The sequence below is a fragment of the Chthoniobacterales bacterium genome (genome assembly GCA_036569045.1).
In the GTDB taxonomy this organism is placed as follows: Bacteria; Verrucomicrobiota; Verrucomicrobiia; order Chthoniobacterales; family JAATET01; genus JAATET01.
Map to the genome: position 1 here is coordinate 21716 of DATCRI010000048.1, position 21208 is coordinate 42923.

At 57.1% G+C, this 21208-nt stretch carries 26 protein-coding genes and 1 tRNA gene; 15 read left to right on the forward strand and 12 right to left on the reverse strand.

The features are described from left to right. Complete coding sequence (locus tag VIM61_09220) at window positions 1-1926, reverse strand: PBP1A family penicillin-binding protein (GenBank protein ID HEY8900580.1); 1926 nt, start codon at window positions 1924-1926, stop codon at window positions 1-3. A gap of 62 nt (window positions 1927-1988) precedes the next feature. Here VIM61_09220 and trmD point away from each other — a divergent pair, with 62 nt between their 5' ends. Then, window positions 1989-2672: a tRNA (guanosine(37)-N1)-methyltransferase TrmD gene (gene trmD / locus VIM61_09225; protein HEY8900581.1), complete on the forward strand. Its 684-nt coding sequence runs from the start codon at window positions 1989-1991 to the stop codon at window positions 2670-2672. Here trmD and VIM61_09230 read toward each other — a convergent pair. Next, entirely contained in the window at window positions 2669-3910 is a 1242-nt protein-coding gene (locus VIM61_09230) for a nucleoside transporter C-terminal domain-containing protein (protein ID HEY8900582.1), read from the reverse strand. The two genes, trmD and VIM61_09230, sit on opposite strands and share 4 nt — an antisense overlap. A gap of 91 nt (window positions 3911-4001) precedes the next feature. Between VIM61_09230 and VIM61_09235 the strand changes: the two genes are divergently transcribed. Further along, a tRNA-Pro gene (locus VIM61_09235) sits at window positions 4002-4078 on the forward strand. A gap of 79 nt (window positions 4079-4157) precedes the next feature. On the opposite strand, the gene VIM61_09240 is transcribed toward VIM61_09235, so the two are convergent. The 4 genes from VIM61_09240 to VIM61_09255 form a co-directional block, all read right to left on the reverse strand. Next, entirely contained in the window at window positions 4158-4541 is a 384-nt protein-coding gene (locus tag VIM61_09240) for a DUF6573 family protein (GenBank protein HEY8900583.1), read from the reverse strand. Beyond that, a complete protein-coding gene (locus VIM61_09245) occupies window positions 4541-5020 on the reverse strand; it encodes a JAB domain-containing protein (GenBank protein HEY8900584.1) in 480 nt (159 codons plus the stop codon). The genes VIM61_09240 and VIM61_09245 overlap by 1 nt, the downstream gene beginning before the upstream one ends. Window positions 5021-5803: 783 nt before the next feature. Then, window positions 5804-6655, reverse strand: a complete 852-nt coding sequence (locus VIM61_09250; protein ID HEY8900585.1) for an NgoMIV family type II restriction endonuclease — start codon at window positions 6653-6655, stop codon at window positions 5804-5806. Continuing rightward, window positions 6652-7629 carry a DNA cytosine methyltransferase gene (locus VIM61_09255; GenBank protein ID HEY8900586.1) on the reverse strand — a complete coding sequence of 326 codons (978 nt, stop codon included), beginning with the start codon at window positions 7627-7629 and terminating at the stop codon, window positions 6652-6654. The genes VIM61_09250 and VIM61_09255 overlap by 4 nt, the downstream gene beginning before the upstream one ends. A gap of 67 nt (window positions 7630-7696) precedes the next feature. On the opposite strand from VIM61_09255, the gene VIM61_09260 reads away from it, so the two are divergent. Further along, a complete protein-coding gene (locus tag VIM61_09260) occupies window positions 7697-8251 on the forward strand; it encodes a thermonuclease family protein (protein ID HEY8900587.1) in 555 nt (184 codons plus the stop codon). Here the strand turns inward: VIM61_09260 and VIM61_09265 are convergent. After that, window positions 8244-8519 (reverse strand): hypothetical protein, encoded by a 276-nt coding sequence (locus tag VIM61_09265; protein HEY8900588.1) that lies wholly within the window; start codon window positions 8517-8519, stop codon window positions 8244-8246. The two genes, VIM61_09260 and VIM61_09265, sit on opposite strands and share 8 nt — an antisense overlap. A gap of 366 nt (window positions 8520-8885) precedes the next feature. On the opposite strand from VIM61_09265, the gene VIM61_09270 reads away from it, so the two are divergent. From VIM61_09270 to VIM61_09290, 5 genes are all read left to right on the forward strand, one after another. Continuing rightward, the gene (locus tag VIM61_09270) at window positions 8886-9653 is read left to right on the forward strand and encodes a hypothetical protein (GenBank protein HEY8900589.1); all 768 of its coding nucleotides are present in this window, start codon (window positions 8886-8888) and stop codon (window positions 9651-9653) included. Between the two features lie 392 nt (window positions 9654-10045). Then, the gene (locus VIM61_09275) at window positions 10046-10276 is read left to right on the forward strand and encodes a hypothetical protein (GenBank protein ID HEY8900590.1); all 231 of its coding nucleotides are present in this window, start codon (window positions 10046-10048) and stop codon (window positions 10274-10276) included. 11 nt (window positions 10277-10287) lie between these two features. Continuing rightward, the gene (locus VIM61_09280; protein ID HEY8900591.1) at window positions 10288-10416 is read left to right on the forward strand and encodes a hypothetical protein; all 129 of its coding nucleotides are present in this window, start codon (window positions 10288-10290) and stop codon (window positions 10414-10416) included. Between the two features lie 135 nt (window positions 10417-10551). After that, a complete protein-coding gene (locus tag VIM61_09285; protein HEY8900592.1) occupies window positions 10552-10824 on the forward strand; it encodes a hypothetical protein in 273 nt (90 codons plus the stop codon). 169 nt (window positions 10825-10993) lie between these two features. Further along, a complete protein-coding gene (locus VIM61_09290; GenBank protein HEY8900593.1) occupies window positions 10994-12910 on the forward strand; it encodes a hypothetical protein in 1917 nt (638 codons plus the stop codon). Window positions 12911-13278: 368 nt separating this feature from the next. Here the strand turns inward: VIM61_09290 and VIM61_09295 are convergent, their stop codons facing one another. From VIM61_09295 to VIM61_09305, 3 genes are read right to left on the reverse strand one after another with little or no spacing between them, the layout of a single operon-like run. Beyond that, entirely contained in the window at window positions 13279-13491 is a 213-nt protein-coding gene (locus tag VIM61_09295) for a hypothetical protein (GenBank protein HEY8900594.1), read from the reverse strand. 45 nt (window positions 13492-13536) lie between these two features. Next, window positions 13537-14301, reverse strand: a complete 765-nt coding sequence (locus VIM61_09300; GenBank protein ID HEY8900595.1) for an HNH endonuclease — start codon at window positions 14299-14301, stop codon at window positions 13537-13539. Next, the gene (locus VIM61_09305; protein ID HEY8900596.1) at window positions 14298-14522 is read right to left on the reverse strand and encodes a hypothetical protein; all 225 of its coding nucleotides are present in this window, start codon (window positions 14520-14522) and stop codon (window positions 14298-14300) included. Before VIM61_09305 ends, VIM61_09300 begins: the two co-directional genes overlap by 4 nt. Window positions 14523-14686: 164 nt before the next feature. Between VIM61_09305 and VIM61_09310 the strand changes: the two genes are divergently transcribed. The 6 genes from VIM61_09310 (at window position 14687) to VIM61_09335 (ending at window position 18746) form a co-directional block, all read left to right on the forward strand. Next, on the forward strand, window positions 14687-15910 hold the full coding sequence (locus tag VIM61_09310; GenBank protein HEY8900597.1) for a hypothetical protein: 1224 nt from the start codon (window positions 14687-14689) through the stop codon (window positions 15908-15910). 57 nt (window positions 15911-15967) lie between these two features. Beyond that, window positions 15968-16297, forward strand: a complete 330-nt coding sequence (locus tag VIM61_09315; protein ID HEY8900598.1) for a hypothetical protein — start codon at window positions 15968-15970, stop codon at window positions 16295-16297. 1 nt (window position 16298) lies between these two features. Further along, window positions 16299-16805: a hypothetical protein gene (locus VIM61_09320; protein HEY8900599.1), complete on the forward strand. Its 507-nt coding sequence runs from the start codon at window positions 16299-16301 to the stop codon at window positions 16803-16805. Further along, window positions 16766-17416, forward strand: coding sequence for a hypothetical protein (locus VIM61_09325; protein HEY8900600.1), 651 nt, complete (start codon window positions 16766-16768; stop codon window positions 17414-17416). The genes VIM61_09320 and VIM61_09325 overlap by 40 nt, the downstream gene beginning before the upstream one ends. A gap of 81 nt (window positions 17417-17497) precedes the next feature. Further along, the gene (locus VIM61_09330) at window positions 17498-17647 is read left to right on the forward strand and encodes a hypothetical protein (GenBank protein ID HEY8900601.1); all 150 of its coding nucleotides are present in this window, start codon (window positions 17498-17500) and stop codon (window positions 17645-17647) included. A 418-nt stretch (window positions 17648-18065) separates the two neighbouring features. Then, window positions 18066-18746, forward strand: coding sequence for a hypothetical protein (locus VIM61_09335; GenBank protein HEY8900602.1), 681 nt, complete (start codon window positions 18066-18068; stop codon window positions 18744-18746). Window positions 18747-18770: 24 nt separating this feature from the next. Here VIM61_09335 and VIM61_09340 read toward each other — a convergent pair whose 3' ends face one another. Together VIM61_09340 and VIM61_09345 are read right to left on the reverse strand one after the other, a co-directional pair. After that, window positions 18771-19382 (reverse strand): hypothetical protein, encoded by a 612-nt coding sequence (locus VIM61_09340; protein HEY8900603.1) that lies wholly within the window; start codon window positions 19380-19382, stop codon window positions 18771-18773. A 9-nt stretch (window positions 19383-19391) separates the two neighbouring features. Beyond that, the gene (locus VIM61_09345; protein HEY8900604.1) at window positions 19392-20234 is read right to left on the reverse strand and encodes a hypothetical protein; all 843 of its coding nucleotides are present in this window, start codon (window positions 20232-20234) and stop codon (window positions 19392-19394) included. A gap of 369 nt (window positions 20235-20603) precedes the next feature. On the opposite strand from VIM61_09345, the gene VIM61_09350 reads away from it, so the two are divergent. After that, on the forward strand, window positions 20604-20975 hold the full coding sequence (locus VIM61_09350) for a M15 family metallopeptidase (GenBank protein HEY8900605.1): 372 nt from the start codon (window positions 20604-20606) through the stop codon (window positions 20973-20975). The last annotated feature ends 233 nt before the right edge of the window (window positions 20976-21208 follow it).

Genomic DNA, 21208 nt, shown 5'->3' on the forward strand with positions numbered 1-21208 from the left:
TCAGTCGGGATAGGCCTTTGCGTCGGCGGCCTGCATGACGTCGACCCAGATCGGCAGGGCGAGGTCGGCGCCGTAACCGCCGCGGAGGATGGTCTGCGGGCGGTCGAAGCCGACCCAGACGCCGCAGGTGAGCGAGCGGGTGAAGCCGACGAACCAGGCGTCGCGGAATTGATCGGTGGTGCCGGTCTTGCCTCCGGCGTGCTTGCGAAGGCCAAGCTGCCGGGCGCTGGCAGCGGTGCCGCGGGCAACGACGTCGTCGAGGATCTCCGCCGTGGCGGCGGCGGCGCGGGCGTCGAGGAAGCGGATCTGCCCGTGGGTGGATTGGAAAAGCACGTTGCCCTCGGTGTCGGTGACTTTCTCGATGAGGAATGGCTGGCGGCGGATGCCCGCATCCGGAAAAGCGGTGTAGGCGGCGGTGAGGTCCTTCAGCGTCGTCTCGAAGGAGCCGAGGCAAAGCGAGGGGAAGGGGGAGACGCTTTCGGCGAGGCCGGCCTGCCGGATGGTGGCGGCGACGTTGCCGAGTCCGGCCCGAAGGCCGACCCGCACGCTGGCGGTGTTGCGCGAGTCGATGAGCGCGTCGGCAACGCGGATGTCGCCGCCGTAGGAGTTGTCCGAGTTGTCGGGATTGTAACGGCCGAGGTCGCGGGGAATCTCGTCACGGCCGAGGCGCGCGTCGGATACGCGATCGCCGGGTCGCACGCCCCTCGCAAAGGCGGTGGCGAAGACGAAGGGCTTGGCCGTGGAACCGGCGGGACGGTGCGCGTCGAAGGCGCGGTGGTATTTGCTGTCGCCGTAGTCGCGGCCGCCGACGACGGCGCGAATGCCGCCGGTGCGGTTGTCGATGGCGAGCAGGGCGCCCTGCAGGTATTCGTCCGTGCCCGCGCTCTTTCGAGGATGCGGATAGCCGGGGCGGCGCTCCACTTGGGCAAGGCGGGCGGACAAGGCTTTCTCTGCGGCGGCCTGCAGGCGGGAATCGATCGTCGTGTGGACTCGGAGTCCGCCCTCGGCGAGGCGATCCTCGGGAAGGACGAGCGCGAGCTCGCGGCGAATCGTGGCCGTGGCCCAGTTTTCTTCCTCGGCGGCATTCCGTTTCGGGGCAAGGCGAACGGGATCCGCCAGCGCGGCGGCCAGCTGCGCGTCATCGACGAGGCCGATCTCGTGCATGCGACGGAGCACGACGTCGCGATTGCGGATCGAGGCCGCGAGGTCGTTGAAGGGCGAGAATCGCGTGGGGCTGCGGATCAGCCCGGCGAGCAGCGCAGCCTCGGAGAGCGAGAGCTTCGCGGCGGGATGGCCGAAATACGCGCGGCTGGCGGTGTCGACGCCGTAGTAGCCCGAGCCGAAGTAGATGCGGTTCATGTAGGCCTCGAGGATTTCCTCCTTCGTGAGCTCGGTCTCGATGCGGAAGGCCAGCGCGGCCTCGATGAGCTTGCGCAGCAGCGTGCGGCCGCCGATCGCGAAGCTGTTACGCGCGAGTTGCTGGGTAATGGTCGATGCGCCTTCGCGCACGCTGCCGAGCAGCAGATTGCGAACGACGGCGCGGGCGATGCCGATGGGGTCCACGCCGTGGTGGCTGTAAAAACGAGTGTCCTCGCGGGTGATGAGCGCATTGACGAAGTGGTTCGAGATGCGGTCGAAGGGTGCGACGATGCGGTTTTCCCCGGCGAGCCGGCTGTAGATCTGGCCGGTGCGATCGAGCACGACGGAGCGCTGCGGCATGTCCTGAATGGCGCGGAGGTCGAACGTGAGTGCGTAGGCGTAGAAGGCCGCGGCAATGAGCGCCCAGAGCACGAGGGCGCAGAGGCCGAGCTTGAAAAAAGCGACGAGAAACGGGTGCCGGCGGCGGCGCGAGGCGCGACGCGATCTGGCGCGCACGCGCCGCGAGGTCTTCAGCCAGAGGCGTTTGAGCGTGGGTTTCTTCCGCACGAGCACTTGCGCACGTTAGACGCCATCGCCATAAAAGCCAGTGAAGAGCCGGTGAATTACGCGTGAAGATCGATATCCTGACCCTGTTCCCCGGCATCTGCCACGGCGCGCTCGGCGAGAGCATGATGAAGCGCGCGCGTGAACGGGGGCTGGCGGAAATTAACGCCGTCGATCTTCGCCAATGGGCGATCGGCCGGCATCGTCAGGCGGACGACATGCCCTATGGCGGCGGGCCGGGCATGGTGATGAAGATCGAGCCGATCCATGCCGCGCTGCAGGCCCTGCGCTCGCCGGAGACGCGCGTCGTTCTCATGACGCCGCAGGGGCGGCCGTTCACGCAGACGATTGCTCGCGAATACGCCCGCGAGCGGCACGTCATCCTGCTTTGCGGGCACTACGAGGGCGTTGACCAGCGGGTGGCCGATCATCTCGTCGACGACGAAATTTCCATCGGCGACTACGTGCTGACGAATGGCGCGCTCGCCGCGCTGGTGGTGACGGATGCCGTCGTGCGGCTGATCCCCGGCGTGCTGGGCGACGCAGATTCAGCGGAACAGGATTCCTTCGGCAACGGCGAAGGCGGGCGGCTGCTCGATCACCCGCACTATACGCGGCCCGTGGATTACGAAGGCTGGCGAGTGCCGGACGTGCTGCTCTCGGGCAATCACGCGGCCATCGAGAAATGGCGTCTCGAGCAGGCGCGGGCGCTCACGCGCGAGCGCCGGCCGGATCTGCTCGAGGATTAAATGAACATTCCGGCGATGCTGGCCGTGAGGTAGCTCGCAAGCAACCCGCCGACCATGGCGCGCAGGCCGAGGCTTGCGAGTTCGCCCCGGCGCTCGGGGACGAGGGCGCCGATTCCGCCGATCTGGATCGCGATGCTCGAGAAGTTTGCGAAGCCGCAGAGCGCGTAGGTCGCGAGCGTGAAGCTGCGGGGCGTGAGTTGTTCCTTCAGCGCGGCCAGGTCGAGAAAGCCGACGAATTCGTTGAGCACGATGCGCTTTCCGAGCACCTGCCCCACGGCGGCGCAATCGGCGGCCGGCACGCCCATCACCCATGCGAACGGCCAGTTCACCCAGCCAAAAACGTGCTCGAGCGTGATGGCATCCTTGAAGCCGAAGAGATGCTGAAGCGAGCCGAAGAGGGCGTTTGCGAGCGCCACGACGGCGACGAAGGCGATGAGCATTGCGAGCACGTTGATCGCGAGAGACATCCCCTCCGCGGCGCCCCGGCAGAGGGCGTCGATCCCGTTCACGGAGGTGCGCGGCACGGTCGTGGAATGCGTGGCCGAAGTTTCGCTCTCGCGCGTTTCGGGGAGCAGGATCTTGGCGACGAGCAGTCCGCTGGGCGCGCTCATCACGGACGCCGCGAGCAGGTGGCCGGCTTCGATGCCCATCTGCGCGTAGACGGCGAAGACCGAAGTCGCGATGGTTGCCATGCCGGTGACCATCAGGGCGTGCAGTTCGCTCGCCGTCATGTGCGGCAGGTAGGGACGGATGATCAGCGCGGCCTCCGTCTGGCCGAGGAAGATATTGCCGGCCGCGGCAAGGCTTTCGCTGCCGGTGGTTCGCATCACCCGCTGCATCACCCACGCCGCCCCGTGCACCGCCCGCTGCAGCACGCCGTAGTGGTAAAGAAGCGTGGAAAGCGCCGAGACGACGATGATGATCGCGGTGATCGTGATGGCGAAAATGACGCCGCCTCCGCCGAGTCCGCGATTCACGGCGCCCTGGTCGGCGAGGGGGCCAAAGACCATTGCCGCGCCCTGCTGGGCGAAGAGGCTGATCTGGTTGATGGCCGCGCGCGCGGCGCCGAAGACGCCTTCGCCGAACGAGGTCTTGAGAATGAGCGCGGCGAACAGAATCTGGAGCACCAGGCCACTGATCACCGTTCGCCACGGAAAGCGGTCGCGCCGGGTCGAGCAGATCCACGTAAAGGCGATGAGCGCGACAATTCCAAGCGCGCTGACAAGCTGGAGAGGCATCGTGCGCGGGGTAGGGAGCGAATTCCGTGCCGCAATCGCGGGAAATTTCGATTGCGCTGGCGGGGGAATCCACGCATGTTCCTCGCTTTCACGGGCTGTGGCTCAGCTTGGTAGAGCGCCTCGTTCGGGACGAGGAGGTCGCAGGTTCGAATCCTGTCAGCCCGACCATTTAACCAAGCCCATCCGAGGGTTTTTCTCGGATGGGGTGTGCTAGGAAAAGGTGTGCTAAAAAGTTTAGGGCACATTTTTAGAAGTCCTCCGGGAATCCGATGGTCACCACGGGGGACGGATCATCCCCCGGCCCAACGTGGGCGATGAGATGCACGTATTTTTTCCTGGTGGAATCGCGGTGCATGATGAGCTCAAACGCGAGACGATCGCCGCCCCGTGATGCCTTCGCTGCTCTGCTCGCCATCCACACGACATCCCACAAGCGGCCCTCTGCGGATTGGTAGGAATGTCGCGAGGGAATTGTCTCGACGACTTGCCAAAGGGCGGCGGTAACTGCCACGGGCCAGCGCCAGCCCGCTTCCCTCGCGGTGCTGGTGACATCAACAAGCATGCCGTCTGCGAGGGCTTGCGCTCGCGTATAGATCGAGATGGGTTCGCCAAAGATTTCGTCGGAGTTCATTACAGGAGCCCTCCTTCCCGGAACGAAAAATGGGTGCTGTCGCCAATGATGACGTGGTCCAAAAAGCGAATCTGCAAGATGTCTGCTGCCTCGCTCACGCGGCGGGTAACGCGGTGGTCTGCCTCGCTCGCGGCGGGGTCGCCAGACGGATGGTTGTGCATCAATACAAGGCCGTAGGCGCTAGCAACAACTGCGGCCCTCATGATCTCGCGGGGATGCGCGATTGCTTCATTCAGACTGCCAACGCTGATGATGTGGTAACCCGTGGGGCGAAGTTTGGTGTCCACTAACACGGCAACCAAATGTTCCTTGTCGGCTTCGAACGAAGGTTCCGGAGAGACAATGTCCCTCCAGAATTTCGCCGCTTCCTGCGGCTCATTGAGAGGTGTTCTCGCTGCCCCGTAGTGGGCCAGAGAAGGTTCGCCGATTCGTGAAAGAACCACACGGAGGGGGTTCGAGGTCTTGGGAATTGTTGTCATAACAATTTTCCCAAGAGCGAGAATCCACGGTGTTCGAGCGGGCCGCCAAAGCCCGGCGGGTCAAGGCCAAGCGAAGCGCAGCACAAATTCTGAATGGAGAACGTAGGAGGGAACCCCGGGCGGCGGCCTAGTTCTCAGAATTTTGGAGAGTCTTGACGCGGAGAGCCGACAAAGTCGGGCGAGTCGAAGTCGCAGACGGAGCGAGAGGCCGGCGGCAACACGGAGGGCAAAGCCCGGAGTCACTTTCAAAGCGAAGCGACCCCAAGGCGTAGCCTATCGTGTTTGAAACGTCGGGAGTTATTCGTTCCGCCGGAGGGACAAACGTGAGTGAAGCAGCGAGCGAGAATGGGCCGTCTCAAGCTCGTCGGAGCCGCTCGCAAATAACTCGACGGAGCTTACCGATTAGCCGGGTTGGCTGTTTGAATTCGTGTTCCCACACGCGGACGACTTTCCACCCGCTCAATTCGAGATCTTGCTTTACTCGGCGATCCCGCTTTTTATTTCGCGCAATTTTCGGCTCCCAGTATTCCTGCCGAGATTTCGGCGGAACAAAGCACTTCGGGCACCCATGCCAGAAACATCCATCGACGAAAATTGCCACTCGGGGACGGGGAAAAATAAAGTCTGGTTTGCCGGGGAGCATCGAGTTGCGCCGCCATCCGCTCAATCCCGAGCTACGCATCAGAATGATCAGCGCTATTTCAGTGGACTTGTTCCCCTTAGAACGAATCGCGGCCATCATCCGCGAACGGGTTTCGGAAGTAACCGCGTCCGCCACAGCGGTCAAACTGCTAGGTCGAGCGGGAGATCTGAAATGTCCTTCAAACGTTTCCCATCGACCAGTGTGCGTAACTGATCTGCTTGGTCTTCCAAGCCGAATTCTTCGAGGGACTGCTGCAACTCTGGAAGGGCAAAGTGATACATGCAGTCGATGTCGCCCGTTCCGAGGGCAACGGACACTAATCGACTCGGCAGAGGTTCTGCCGATACGATGGCTATGTGAGGGAGATGCCCCTTTCGATTACGGATTAGATTGAGCGCCTCGGTTCTGGAGTTTTGAGATCGGTCGCTCCGTATCGTCCACTTACAGGATACCGATGCGTGAAGAACCTCGAAGGGACTCTTGTCGGATCGGATTGATGCACGTATGGCAACGTCATCGTTTACCAGCCATTCATCTCGATTGATGAATCGGTCTGTTTCAGGCTCCCTGGACACTAAAATGTCAGGTTTGATGAGGTAGTCGTTTCCCAAAACGACTTTCAGTTCCTCATGTTCCTTTGCAAGGCGTTCAATCTCGGCCAAGTGGGCGTATTGTTCGAAACGCGAGAGGGCAGCCGCGTCTTTTACATAAAAGTTCCAGCGACCTGGGCGGAGGTGAGGCAGCTTCTCGAAGCAAGTGCGAATGTAATCGCAAACAGCGACTTCAAACTCCGCGCCGGATGTTTGTCCGGCCTGCTTGTCCCGCGTTTCAGGGTCTTCGATGATTCGGGCGGCAATGCCAGCCGCCAGACTGGAACTCGATTTATTCCGTTTGTCAGCATTCGCCCAGACGTTTCCGTCGAAACTGAGGGGACCCTTGAGTAGGGCGGCATGAAAAGAGGCCCTCTGCTCTTCGAACAGCGGCTCTGTCATATCGCGAGCTGGAGTTGGGCGCTGCTCGCGAATGCTTCTTTGATCTTGAGAGCTACTGCCTCGGCCACCGGAGGTGGGAAAGCATTGCCAACTTGACGGTAAGCGTTGGTTTTTTTTCCGGAAAATTTCCACGAGGTAGGAAAGCCTTGCAGAACGGCGCACATCTCGACGGTGAGGCGGGGCATCCCCACGTAATCCGGTGGGGGAGGTTCGTTGGCTAGAGAGATTGCATTTACACCTAGTTCCGCCCAAGCCCGTTTGGCACGAGTGGGCCCAAGATCAGGGCCCCCATGCTTGAAGCTACCCCCGACCAAGGTTGGAGCTATTTCATCGGCATTTTTCGCCCATTCTTTGGCGCCCTTCCAGCCACACGAGGACATCAAAGGGTAGAGCGATTTGCCGACAGTGGTTCTCTTCGTTACGGTTGGCTCTGGCCACTCGAAGTGCGGGAACAAGTCCTTCTTCATCGCGACAAAAACGACGCGTGGGCGCAACTGCGGAACTCCAAAATCGGAAGCGTTGAAAAGCTTCCAGTCGGATTCGTATCCGATACGCTTGAGCTGTTTTTGGAATTGAGAGCGAAAATCTAGAAAGACTGCATCAAGAAGCCCCCGGACGTTTTCGATCATGATCGCCGACGGGCGACATTCTTTGATGATACGAAACGCCGCTGGAAAGAGATTGCGTTCGTCTTGATCTCCTAGCTGTTTGCCGGCTTTGGAGAATGGCGGGCACGGAAGTCCCGCGGCGAGCAGGTCAACGCCTTTGAAATCGGATGCACTCCACGTTTTAAGATCTTCTTCGACTACATTCCATTCAGGTCTGTTATCGCGGAGAGTCTGCGCAGCATGTTTGTTGAGTTCGACGACTGCCAAATGCTGAAAGCCAGCTTTTTCGACTCCGAGTGCTTGCCCGCCACCCCCTGCGCAGAGTTCGATTGAGGTCAGATTGCCGAACATGGCGAGATGGTGCATCCAAGGAGGTGTTTTCGCAAGGAATCGTGCGAGAAAATCTGTCGGAATTTTTCTACAACTGTCCGTTATGCGCTGCTTGATTTTTCTTTTGATCTTTCCTGCGATAGCCCTCGCGGCGGAACCGCAGTGGGAGAAAATCGAGAACTGCTCGCTCGTCGAAGACGGCTACCGCGACGGGGACAGCTTTCTTGTCCGCATCGCACCAAAAACCTTCCGTGTTTTCCGGCTCTACTTCGTGGACACGCCGGAGGACTCGGCCGATCAGCGATACCCCGAGCGCATCGCCGATCAGTCCAAGTATTTTGGCGTTTCGACGACCCGCGCTCTTCAATTGGGCGACGAAGCCGCCACATTCTCCTCAAAGACCCTCGCCAAGGCGTTCACGGTGTGGACGTGTTGGCAGAAAGCGCCTGGGGCTAGCTCACGCCAACGCTACTACGCTCGGATTTCTACGCCTCAAGGCGACCTCGGAGAATTGCTTGTGGCAAACGGACTTGCCCGTATCTACGGCAAACGGATCACGCTACCCGGCGGCACAAGCAGCCGCGATTACCTCGACAAGCTTAGGGCCATTGAATCCAAGGCGAAAGCCGAAGGAGAGGGCGGGTGGAGCGCTAGATGAGTCCCAGCTCTTGGGCGAGCTTTTCGAGCCCGCCTTCGCTGCTGTAATCGATCAGAATCTCACAGGCGGCCGGTTCATCGACGGCGTCTTCCTCCGCATCCGGATCGGGATATTCCGGCACGGTGACAACGACTTCAAAGGTCTTTCCCGCGTAGCTCAACGTCGCCGGTCCATCTTCCAAAACTTCATCGGATTCGGCCATCAACGACTCTTCAATCACGTAGGCCTGTCCGCCCTCGATGACGCCGTGCGGTGGTGAGTAATCCAAGTTTGGATGGGCCTACCGATACGAGAGGGGCATGAAATGGGAAACGATCGCCCTTGGGTGCGAGTTCCACGACGGCCGCCGGTGGTGCAAGAAGACGAGTGACGTTTCGCCTGCGCCCAAGTTGAGTAGCTACCTTATTCGCTACTAACCGAGGTGCTTGTGGATCGTCTCGAAAATCTCGTCGTTTTCGAGATCCCAAAGTTGGGACGGTCCATCTTCTCCCCTCGCGAAAACCGCGATAGAGGTGACGAGCTGCCCAAGGCGCATGTCCGGGTATTTTTCCCATAGACACTCAAGGGCCTCGATCACGTCCGCTCTAGTTGGCATACTGGGGACCCTACACAAAACCTCGGCGATTCCAAACCCATGAGCTTCCCAACAGGTGACGAACTCAAAGCGGCCATCGAGCGTGGAGACGTTCGCCCGGTGCTTCAGGCGCAAACGCCTTACCTCCACGGAATCAAAATCGCGAACGGAGCGGCCTGTGACAAGTGGGCGGAGAAAGGCGAAGTGATGTCCTCGGAGTTTGAAGCGATTACCAGCTCCGAACTCTTCTTCAAACAACGGGGAATTCGTAATGCCCCGTTCGATCTGCTGAGACAGCCATCCTTCACGCCGGGACTAACAACGCCCCGAGCGAGCTTTGTGGTTAGTCAGGCCGCACATGCTCGTGCCGGCATTCCATTCAAACTTCCGAATGGCCGGGAAGTTAACGTGGCTGGGAATGCCAGACTAATCGACCTCGGAGAAGTCGAGTTAGCTTTCGAGGAGATGCGACGAGCTTTATTCCCCAACGCCCCAAGCCGACTTTGTTGTTTGTGGGTCGCAGAAGCTAACGACGCCGGCAAAAAACACATCATACAAATGTTAGCGAAGGGAGATGCTGACAAAATGTTTGTTTTCCCGGTCATCGTGGTCCACGAACGCACCCCTGCAAAAGTAGAGACCTTCTGGTTTAACGAATATTACGCAACCAGAGACCGGAGTTGTATCGAGCGATATTGGGCTGGGGAACCACGTCCGGACGGTGAAGAGCCCACCTGGGAGATTCTCATCGAGGGCAAGCTGTTCATGATTTACAACGAGGACATCGAGCACGTCCGCACGCTCGCTCCGAATTGGCCCAAACCGTAAATTTTCTGCCGGTTTCAATCTGACAAATTCGTCCCGAGGGTGCGAAAAGAGGCCGCTAAGTGATAAATTCTCGAATCTCTACACTAGAATTTCCCCAAAATTTCCCCAAAGCGTTGGAAATGAAAATATTATGAAAATAATTGTTGCGCGGTGAAAACGTCTGCTATATATATATCCCATCGCAACGACACCAGAACCACGAAAATGACATAAAGAAAACACAGCACGAATAAGCTAACGAAAGTTAGCTAGGCTCAGAGAAAGAGCCGAACCCGAAATCGCAATCAATAGATGCCCGATTTCTGACTCTCCGCAAGGGGGTTCAGAAATCGGGTTTTTTGTTTTCCTGAAAACCCGAATCAGAAACCTAAACCTAACTAACTAAAATGAAAATGACAGCATTCTACGACCTCTCCGAAGACGACCAGGCCCTTTTCCGCGCCGCCGAGCGCAAGGCCTTTTTCGCCAACTCCGGAGACTTCTCGGGGGACTATAATTACGCCTCAAACGAAAACACGGAAATCTATCACGAGGGAGACTATCCAACTCGCGACGAGATCGAACAGGAAGGCAAATCGCTCGGAGAAGTCGACGCCAGCGTTTGCGAAGAGTCACAAGGATAACACCTAAAGCCATGGAAAACATCATCAAACTCACTGAGCAACTCGCCGCCGCTGAAACGGCAAAAGAGAAACTACAACAGGAACTCGCAATCCTCAGCCGCGAAGTTACCGCCCGCCTCAACAACCTCGAAGAACTCTAAGCCATGAGCACCTCAACCAAATCCGCCCTCGTTGCAGCTAACTCGGCCTTTTGGGCATCCGCTTGCTTCACAGCACTAATCCTAACACCCACCGTCTACTTCACGGCAATCCTAACCTACATCAACTCCTAAACCATGAAAACAGAAACACTTAAACCCGGGCGACGACGCACGATTGTCGATCCGCGCCGCCTCGACCTAGTCGACTGGCTACGGCACGAAAAATCGGGCGAATATGTCGCAAAGCAGGTTCAAATCGAGTCCGCGACCGGCATCAATCAGGGCGTGCTCAGCAAGCTCCTCCGCAAATGCGGCGAAGACGATCCCACGATCGAAATCGCCGGTTCACTCTACGCCACGCGCTCGGGTCTCACCCGCCGCATCAAAGCTCATAACGAGGGACACTAAGATGATCGCCGAACTAGACGACGTCGAAACCGATCCGCTCTTACTCGAAGAGCGGGAAACAGAAATCGCGGATGCTCTATATGAGCCCGAGGAGCCTAGCGAGGAAGAGCACTAACACACCCTGAAAATGAACCCTGACGAAAACAACGGCTGATCTTCCGCCGAACAAATGGAAGATAAATCAAAACGCTATCTCAGCCTCGTGCGCCCTGAAGACCGGACGGACGCAGAGGAAGACCAGACAACCCCGAACTGCTGCAAGACCAAGCTGGATTTCAAATTCCGCGGTGCCTGGGCATGTGTCGGCGAGATCATGGCTAAGCACCACTTTCGCCACCGCCAAGGCCGCGTCTACTGGATGCCCAAAGGTGCGAATGCCGAGGAAATCGAGGTCACCCCGGATTGGCTGGACACCCGCGCCCGTCGCTACGCCGCCCGCAAGAAGATCGAACTCAAAAACGTCCCCAAAAACTGGGCCGCACAAGCCCTACAGAATTGGGACGTGCTTGCTGCGATCCGCTGCGACGTGATCTGGGGCAAAGAAGATGATCTACCGGCGCTCAAGGTCATTGCATTTGAGTTGGCCCGGCGCGGTTGCTATCTGCGCGGTGGTCGCCTGAACATGGTAGTTGAATACCGTAGAGACGGTAAAATCGCCCTCGAGGAGATCAACGCCGAAGGGCTGCGAACGGCACTCAGCGAATTTAGGATCTACGTCGGCTCGATGGTCGAGACTGACGAATCCAAAGAAAACCGAAAGGAGGCCCGGAAGGAGAAAGACTTGGAACCGCCGAAGGAATACGGGTTCCGAGCCGAGCCGGTCAGCCAAGATCGCGCCAAGCTCATCTACGCCAGCGCGACGGTTCGCACGGCCCTTCCACCCATCGACCGTTTGAACAAGCTCCGGCTTCCCGTTCGCCGTGAAGATGGCCGTGTGGTTCTCTTGCCGGTCGGTTACGATCGTCAGTCCCGCACACTCACACTCAACGAGTTTGAGTATGAAACTGACATGCCAGTGCAGTTCGCGAGAGAGCTCCTGAAGAGCCTCTACAGCGAATTTCCCTACGCCGACAACGACGCCACCTCTCTAGGGATCGGCTACAGCGTCGCGCTCATGGGCGAGCAACTGCTACCCCATGGAGCCTTGTTCCCTGGCCTCGCGGTTGTCGGAAATACCGTTGGGGCAGGCAAAACACGCTTCGGAAAACTCGCCGCTCTCCCACTCGGAGTTGCTCCCAAAATCGACATGCCGAGCGGCATGGATGAAATGAGCAAGACCACCCATGCAATGTTGCGTGGGGGGCAGACATTGGCCTTCTTTGACAATTCCGTCCGGCGCGTTTCCGGCGGTCCCATCGAAGCGGCCATGACGACTTTCGTCCATGACAAGCGCGTTCTCGTTTCAAGCAAGATGGGTGGTGCGCTCGAAGGGGCCATGAAAATTATCATCACCGGCGTAGATCTTAGATTGGATTTGGGAGTCGCCCGACGCTTCCGAACGGTTCGACTCAAATCGAACGAAGAAAATCCGGAAATGCGGGAGTTCAAGAACGAGCTGAACGACTCCGCGATGTTTGGACTTCGACGGCAATATTGCGCGGCCATTTGGGCACTCATCCGCGACTGGGTCAAAAGTGGGCAAAAGGAAATGGTTGTCCGCAAACACATGCCGGAGGATTACCGCTCGTGGTATGCTCTTGCGGGTTCCGTCGTGGTCCACGCAGGGTTCTCTGATCTCGCTTTGGTCAACGACCGAAAAGCGAACGACGAACGGGAGTATGTCGTCGAGTTGCTCAAAGCAATGGCCGATCCGGTCGCACTCAAGATGGTGGCGGAGGAAGACTGCGATGCCGCTGCCCGAGGCGAGTGGGACACGCGAAACTTGGTCAAACTAGCCGAGAAGCGTGAGCTGTTCGTCGATGCCCTCACAAACGCCAGATCGCCAAAATCGGCACAGACAATCCTCGGCCGCATTCTTGCCCGTTGGATAGACCGTCCGTGCGGCGGGCAGGTTCTCCGCTACCGACGTGTGCGGTCCTCGATCTACCGCGTCGAATCCACCAACGCCCAAAAACTGGCGGCCTGAGCCGACCGAAGTTTCGTCAGGGAGCCCCCGGTTGCCGCTTGCGCGGTGGCTGGGGGCTTTTTCGTGCCCCGATTTGTCGCACCTGCGCCTGAGGTGCGACTACCGTAAGCAGCTCTAAACGAGCCTCTTACAAAGAGTCGTCGCACCTACAGCACCTGTCTCCCAAAGGAGCCTTATATATAAAATTTCTAAATTTTTTCTCTATAGAGACTTTTGTTTTCAGGTGCTACATGTGCGAAGGGTTTCTGCGAAACTCTTCGCTTACAGTAACTTAACTCATGTTTTCCTCTTTTTTGAGGTGCGACTTTGGAGGCGGTCTCGAACCGGCGAAGCCGGGGCGGCTGGCCTACCAAAGGAGCTGGCAGCGCCTAAAGGCGGCTGCGGCCAAGACCAACGGCGGACAATACGGCCTCGGCGATTTCAACAGTTGTCGATTCCTCAGGGATCGGGAGCTTCACACTGTGGCCACCAGGATTCACGACGAAGACGCCTTCTCGACGATTGGTTGCTGGGTTGATCTCAGCCGTGTCCGGATAAGTGATTTCGTAATCCTTGCCGTAGTAATTGATTTTAGAGGTCATGGGGCAAGGGTCTCAAATCCCCAAAATCGCGCAAGGGTAGCGTGCTTATCTGGCTCCTGCGGTCACTCTCGCAACCTGAATCTTCTCCCGAAGGTACCGCAGCGCCTCAATGGTCAGCGGTTGCCGGGTCCGATGAATCATGGCGTGGCAGTTCGGGCAAACGGGTCGTAGATCGTTAATCGCATCGACAACGTATTCACCACCTCTTTGGGAGACGGGAATCAGGTGGTGGACATGGATGAAGCCTTCGCCGTGCGGACCAAACACTTCCCCAAAATTAAAGTCACAAACCGCACACGACCGGCCGTAGTGGGCCAAGCATTTGAGACGGGCTTCAGGACTTCGCTCGTAAACATTAACGGTTACCTGGCTCTTTGCTCCTTCGGTCGTCTGAGCCTCCTCCGACTCGGACAGCTCCTCGGGAATAACGGGATCGACTGCATCAGCGGAAATGGCAAACCACGAAGGTCCAACGTGAGAAAGCCGACGTGTTTCCAAGTGGGGTTCAATCCCTCCGATCTGCCATGTCCCCGTTTCGGGATCTTCGCCACCCTTGTATTGAACGAATGTCTTCAGCTCCCAGCCTTCATCCTCCACAAGGGCGATGTGCTTTCGTGCTCGGCTGTAGGCGGCATTGGTGGTTCCAGCATTCGTGAGACGCCAGCCTTCGGACAGGATCTCGCAGGTTCCGCCCTTTTCGTGAACATCCCAAGCGGGGAAAATAACCAAACGTTCTTCGGGAAAAGAAAAGGACCAAGCCCAAGGCCAATACTCGCCGCCAAGGGATTCGATGAATTGCTTGCGGTTCATTCCTTGTCTTTCTTTGGAATCCAGATTTGCAGGTCCATCGCCTTTTGCCGGGCCGCGTTAATGTCTTGGATGAGCCTGTCGAAAACTTCGTCGATCTCCTCGGGCTCGAGGAAGGTTGCTCCAAGCTTCGGACCGTGTTCGCCGCCGCTGTATTCCGTGAGAACCAGCGAATAGTCCAAGCCTCCGCTGTTTTGCATGATGTCGAAAGTGTAGTTGCCCATGTGGTGACGTTATCCGTGCGAGGCAGGAAGATCGAGAATGATGGGGGGATAAACGAGTAACCGAAGGGCCGCCCATAGGGGCGGAACAAGGGGCAAAAATGTTGTAAGACATTTTTTTATCTCGCCCCATCATTATCACTATCATTTGACGCCCCGGTAGGGGCATGCCTCGCACACTCAACCTCGACGCTGGCTTACACGACGCAGTCGGTAAGAAGCACAAAACTGACAAAGCCGAGAAACGCTCCCGTGAGCGCTCGGACTTTATTCCCGTCCCCAACTTCGTCCGCGAAGCAGGTGGAGGCGTCCTCAGCGGCACCTTCAAACCTGCCACGCCGCTCAATGGAGACGGCATTGTTTTTCGAGTCGGCCGCGATCAGGCCGAGAATGACGCGTGGGCGACGAAGCCCGGAAAGAGGATACCGGCACTTTACGCTCAACCTGACGACGGCGAGCCGCTCATGCGGGAGCTGGTCGCACTTGCAAACGGTCGCCGTGGCTACAAAGACATTGTCGCGGGCGGAACGGTGAAACTCCGCAAACTCCCAAAGCATGCTGCTCATAGCCTCGTAAGCACTGCACCGCCTTGGGCAGTAGAAGTCCTCTCCAAGTTGCCCCAGGAAGATTTTCTGGCCTACATGAAAGGCGGGGCGGGCATCGTGGCAACGACTACAAAGGATGTCTCGGGTCGGATGTCGTGGAGCGTTTCGGCCCATTGGGACAGCGCAGTGCCTCACTGGCATAGCTCGGTAGCTCAAACCTACGATTTCGAGTCGGGAAGCACGCATGGCTTCCTTCACCCAAAATCTCGGTTCTATACGCCGTCATCGAGAGACGTTGGCGGCCACCGGATCATGCGTGAGTTTCCGGGTCTCCTGGACGAAGAAGTCGCTCGACAAGTTTCCCAAAACCTCTCACGGCCATCGAGAGCCGGAAAGCGCCTGCTAACCATCGAGATCGCCGACGAACTCGACTCGTTCACCGAAGAATTTTTCCGGCAGCGTGGACTCTCCGCTGAATACGCCAAAGCCAAAGAAAACTACCGCGAGAAAAAGGAAATTGAGCAGGATGTTTATCCGCGCCTGCGAGTGGTCGAAAGAACCGCGCAGTATGCCGCAAAGGCCAAAGGCAAACGCCGGAAGAAAGCGATTCATTTGCTCGGACATACCGTCGCCGAGCTGCTCGACCGCGCCCTCTGGGCGGCCATTCCGCCAGCTGCACGCCTGCCGCTCCGCTTGGCGTTTAAGGCCTACCGGATCTACACGTCCTCAAACGTGCCAGTGACTCGCTCCGTTGCTGACGAGATTCAGCATCAGCTTTTGAGCCTCGTAAAATCCAAGCTCGATTACGCGATTGGCAAACCTGAGAGCCCCCGAGGGCCACGCTAAATGAAATGAATTTATTCATTTTTATGGATTGAGGATGCGGGGTGGGACAATGGCCGCATGACTGACAAAGAAACTCTCCTGCAAAATCATTCCCGCACTCTCGACCTGCATTCAGAAATCCTGCTGACGGCCCGCCCGTCCTCTGCGCAAAACGGATTTCTCGTCGAGATCACAGAGCCTCAAGCAATCCAGCTTGAGGCTCTTTCCGTTGAGCGGAAGACGCTCCTACAAAAGATCTTTCCACCTGCCCCCGCTCCGGCTCGTGCGCCTTTGAGAAAGCGGTTCACTTCGAACGACCGTCGCTACTTCGAAGACGAGCATGGGAACCGCTTCGAGGACGCTGCCGGCAAAATCCCCTTCGATCCAAACGCCCCCGTTGTTCTTTGATATGCGAGACATCGACGCAGCCGAATCAAACCTCGCGAGTTACAAGCCCGAGGAATACGTCGAAGATCCAATCGACGTTCTAGCAGACGCAATCATCGAAGGCGGCGGGACGATCACCCCCGAGGCAAAGGCAAATCTCGCGAGAGCCTACAAAGCACTCAATGCGGAATCGTCCTTCGACGTGATTCAAATCGCAGTCGAAATCGCTTACGCGCTCGCGGCCTCCAAACTCCGCCGCTGGAAGATTTTGGGACATATCTTGCTAATCGCCATCAAGAAACACCCATGGTCCGGCGAGAAGGTCGGCAAGTTTTTTGGCCTCTCGCGGGCGGCGATAAACAAACAGGTCACCGAGTTCAAATCGAGGCAGCCCGACTTTTTGACCGCAGCTGAGGAGCGGTATTCAAAGCAATGCGCTGAACGCGCCGCTTGGGTCCACGAAGAAACAAACAACCATCTCACAGCATCATGGAATCTAGCCTCACAACAACTCAAGAAGGCAGCGTAACGACTACTCCTGAAGTCGTCTCCGAAATCAAAACTCTCCATCTTCAAAGCCAGTGCGAATTTCTCGCGGCTGGCCGTGGCTTCCTGCAACGCGGGATACGGATTGGAGAGCTACTTCAAAATCGTCGACAGGGAATGCTCGATGCTCATCTGGCGTTTTTGGAAAAGGAATTTCCAAAGAAGCACGAGCAAGTCGCCCTCAAGGTTCTCGAACTTCAATCGCAGGGAGAAGATCCAACAAAGATCATCGCCCGGGAATTTTTCGATTGGTTCGAGCAAAGCGGAATCAACGAGGTTTTTTCCTCTCGGACTGCCACCGACTATCTCCAAATCTACGCACACCGTGCGGAGGTCGAGCAGCTCACCGAGATCAACTCACTGCATGCTGCATTGAGAATTATCCGAATTCCCAAACCGCAACTCGAAGCTCCCGAGGCGATCGACGAGGAGGAAGGCCAAGCGAAAACGAAAGAGACTCCTCTTGAAAAGGCTCTCCAAAGTTTCTGGAACTACGCCCTCGCGAAGGATGATTGGAGCGACGGAGAGAAGGGCGAATACCTCCACGATTTGTATGAACGGACCACCTTCGCTCAACGCAAAGGTTGGCTGTAACTGTCTCCCCAATTTCTCCAATCGAGCGCGGAACTCCGCGTTCCTTTGGGGAATTTCATTTTTTGACCCCAACGGAGAAGCATGGAACTCACACCCGAACAACAGGGATACGAGGCCTTTCAAGAAGGCGTCGAAAACTACTCAAATCCGTTCAAAGCGTTGGCTGAAGAGTGGGATATTGGATGGCTTCGGGGTTGGAACGAAGAAAACGAAGATGACGCCGTGGCGTAGATGCCATGACTAAACTAGAATTCATCTCCGCCCTTCAAGATTACCCCGATGAAGCAGACGTTTGCTTCAAGTCACCCGAGTCCGGGAGACTTTATATCCCGGAGGAATGCGACATGCGCGAGGAGACATCCCACCGGCTGGGCCTCCTTTGCCCAGAGCCTATAATCGTGATCGGGTAAATCGAAGCCGAGTTTCATACCAAGAACCCGCCCTAACACGGCGGGTTTCTTTTTGCCCTTCTGCCTGATAAATACAGGCACTGCGTATGATGACTCAAACGGCAAGGTCGGTGATTTCATCGTGTGTTGTTTCCGAACTTGGAGATTCCGCCGAGGCAGTTCGGACGACACGACTTCGACGCGCTGAGCAGTCTATCCAATGCGGGTTTAGCGGGGCAGATGGAGTTTCTGTGAACGCAATGGCCGTCGCGATGATGGATCTCTATCGCGCCAAAGTTGAGGTCGCATGGGCGGAGGGAGAGAAAGCCGCAATTGAAGTCGTAACTCAGGAAAATGCTCCGATTGAAGGGGAGCTGTATGAGGTGCTTCTCGCTGCTCTCGATAGCATTCGGGGGTTGGTTTATTCCCAATATCGAGAATGCGTCGCGATCATCGTTCGGCAAAATACCCAAATCGGATTCCCACCTACCGAACCCAAGCCCACCTGGGATACCTTTGTTGCCGACGTTCATGGGCGCTTGAAAGCGAGATGTGAGCGAGTCACCCTCAAGCTGCAACACGGTCGTCCGACTATGTCCACGAACACCTACAATTTTAACGTCGAAACCCTTTCTGGCGGGGTGATGATAAATTCTCCAGGGGCAACTCAGACAGTGACCAATACTGTCACGGTTCAGTTGGACTTTACCCCACTACGTCAGGCGTTGGAATCGGCCGATTTGCCGGAACCGGTGAAAGGGGCTGCTAGGGCTGAAATCGACAAGATGGAAGCAGCCTCAGGGAGCGGGGATGCGAAAGGTTTCGCGGGTGCATATGTGAAGCTGACATCGATCGCGGCCGACCATGCCCAGCTTTGGCCTGTGGTAGCTCCATACGTGGCAAACATGGCGACGGCCCTGTCGCAGATTCTCTCCGGCTGAACGGTCGCGCCGGCAGAACATCGATCAATCCATGTAGAACCGTTCGGCATCCATGGCCTCGGCTTTCTGGTCCGTCAGAATTGGAATGTATCCGGCGACGGCCTCTAGCCAGTCGCAAACCCAAGTCAGGATCGTCCGGACGTTTTCCAAATTGATATGCGTGATTTCCTTGGGGATGCCGGCGTCTGAGTAGCGGAAGCCAAACCCTTTTGGATCGACGGCCATGATTTGCCCGATGGCCTTTTCAACACCATTCATCCACTCCCCCTCTTCCTCGACGTTCTCAGAAATTTCGAGAATGAGCGGTTTGCATTCGCTCCAAAGTTTGTGGAGGTCGTGACCCTTGATCACAGGCTTGTCGTAGATCCCATAGCGGCGGAACTCCTCGAGGATTTGTTTGAGCCGTAGCTCAAGGTGCTGCCGGTAGTTATAGATGATCGGATAGACGAGAAAGTCGATGACTCCACGGTTGTCCTCGATGTCGCGAATGAGCGCCTCGGCGGCTCTCCTGAACCCCTCGACATAACCCGTCTCGGGATAGTGCGAGTAATTCACGCACGCATTCAGGTGATGAGGCCCTCCGCCTCTCCAAAGGTCGAAATCTGCGGGTGGGGGACCGTAGTTCGGCGTGGACATACAGCGTTCTTACTTCCAAGCCTCCGAGATCTTCGGCCAGTCGTAAGACTTCCGATTCTTGTGGTCTACGATGTGGATTTGCCCGCAATAGAAAAGGAAACAGAACGTGCGTTCATCACGCATGGCGGCTCTCAAGATCGCATTGTTGTAGACCCTTTTCGCTCCGATAAATGCAATCACGGGGAATGCGATAAGGCCCAGGAACCACCAAAAGTTGAACAGAAATCCAAGGGCAACGGCGATTAATGGCCCTGCTGGAAACAGGAGTGCGAAAAACATGTGGAGGTGCTGGGTTCCTTTGTCTGCAACCAACCCCAGAAGCTGTGACTCTTGCTTGAATGCGAAACGCCCGACCGCCATTTCCCCACCTGCGATGGCATCTCTAAACGATGCCCATTCTCTCACCGGAAACGTTGGAATCTGGGCGAGGTAAACGGGGTATTTCTCATCGGCGTTGATCAGTGAATCGGTGACGTGATCCAAAGGCGTTTCCTTGTATCCTAGCGGAGTCGAAAACAGCGGAGCGTCGAACGGTATACCTTCGTCCTCGGGAAGGTAGTGCTCGGGGATATCAAATTTGATCGTCCGATCTAGGCCTGAAACATTCTGAATGTTTATCTGCCCTCGGCCATCTTGGCGGACATGGATGAAATAGCGGTTGCCCTTAGAATCTGTCCCAATCGGCTTCTTTGCATCGAGTTCCTTCGCCGTTGGCGCATTCGGCATCTGAATTAACGAGTCCGTAAGAATCGGAACGTCGTGAGGCATTCGCTCTCCATCCTTCAGAGCCAACGAAACAGAAATCCGCTTCACGGCATTCATGCGCCTTGCGCGTTCGTTGGGGGAGAGCATTGGCCCGCATTATCAGATACAGATCCTCATTGCGAGGATTGACCCGACGCCATGGGTGCCATGAACACCAAATCCCGAGACTTAACAAAACGGGAAGTGGAGCAAACTTTCTGCCCGAGCTGACAGCCAAATTCCGTGGGCTAAAGCGCTCCAAACTTACCTCCGCTTGGCCTCTACAGCGGAGAAATCGACGGCATCGTCGGAGCCTTCACTCAACAAGCCGTAGCTCGGTTTGCCGATTCGCTCTCGGTCTCCAAAGTCGCGGAATCCAAACCTACACGTGTTTCGGATTCATACGGCGTCGATGAACGCAGCGCGAAGAACATTGCGACTCTTCACCCCAAGGTTCAACCGATCGCCATCGAGTTTTTGAAGCAGGCAAACTCCGCCGTTCCTGCGGGCCATGTCGTGAAGATCATTTCCGGAACTCGGACCTACGCGGAGCAAGATGCTCTCTACGCGAAGGGCCGCACAGCTCCCGGTTTCAAAGTCACGAATGCTCGTGCCGGTTATTCAAATCATAACTTCGGAGTCGCCTTCGATGTCGGGATCTTCAACGGCTCCGACTACCTTGAAGATTCTCCGTTATACCGCAAACTCGCTCCCGTCGGGAAAGCACTGAGACTGAGCTGGGGAGGCGATTGGAAATCGATCAAAGATGAACCTCACTACGAATATCCGACCGGGTTAACGCTCGCCCAAATGCGGGCGCGGGTTGCGGAGGGTCACTCTGTTATTTGAGTTTAGGCTTGACTTACGAGGTCCGAGAGGACAGCTATCGCTTTGGCGGTAGCAGGAGCTACCTAGCGCCGCGTTTATCGGGCGGGCATTCAGCCCGCTCCAATAACGCCTAGTCGGCGTTTCTTTTGAGGCCTTAACCGAGTCGCCTTTCGGCGTCTCGATCAAGGCTCGTCGAATGGAGGGAGTTTTGAACTAACGAGAGAGACGACGACGGCGCATAGGCGCTGATCGAA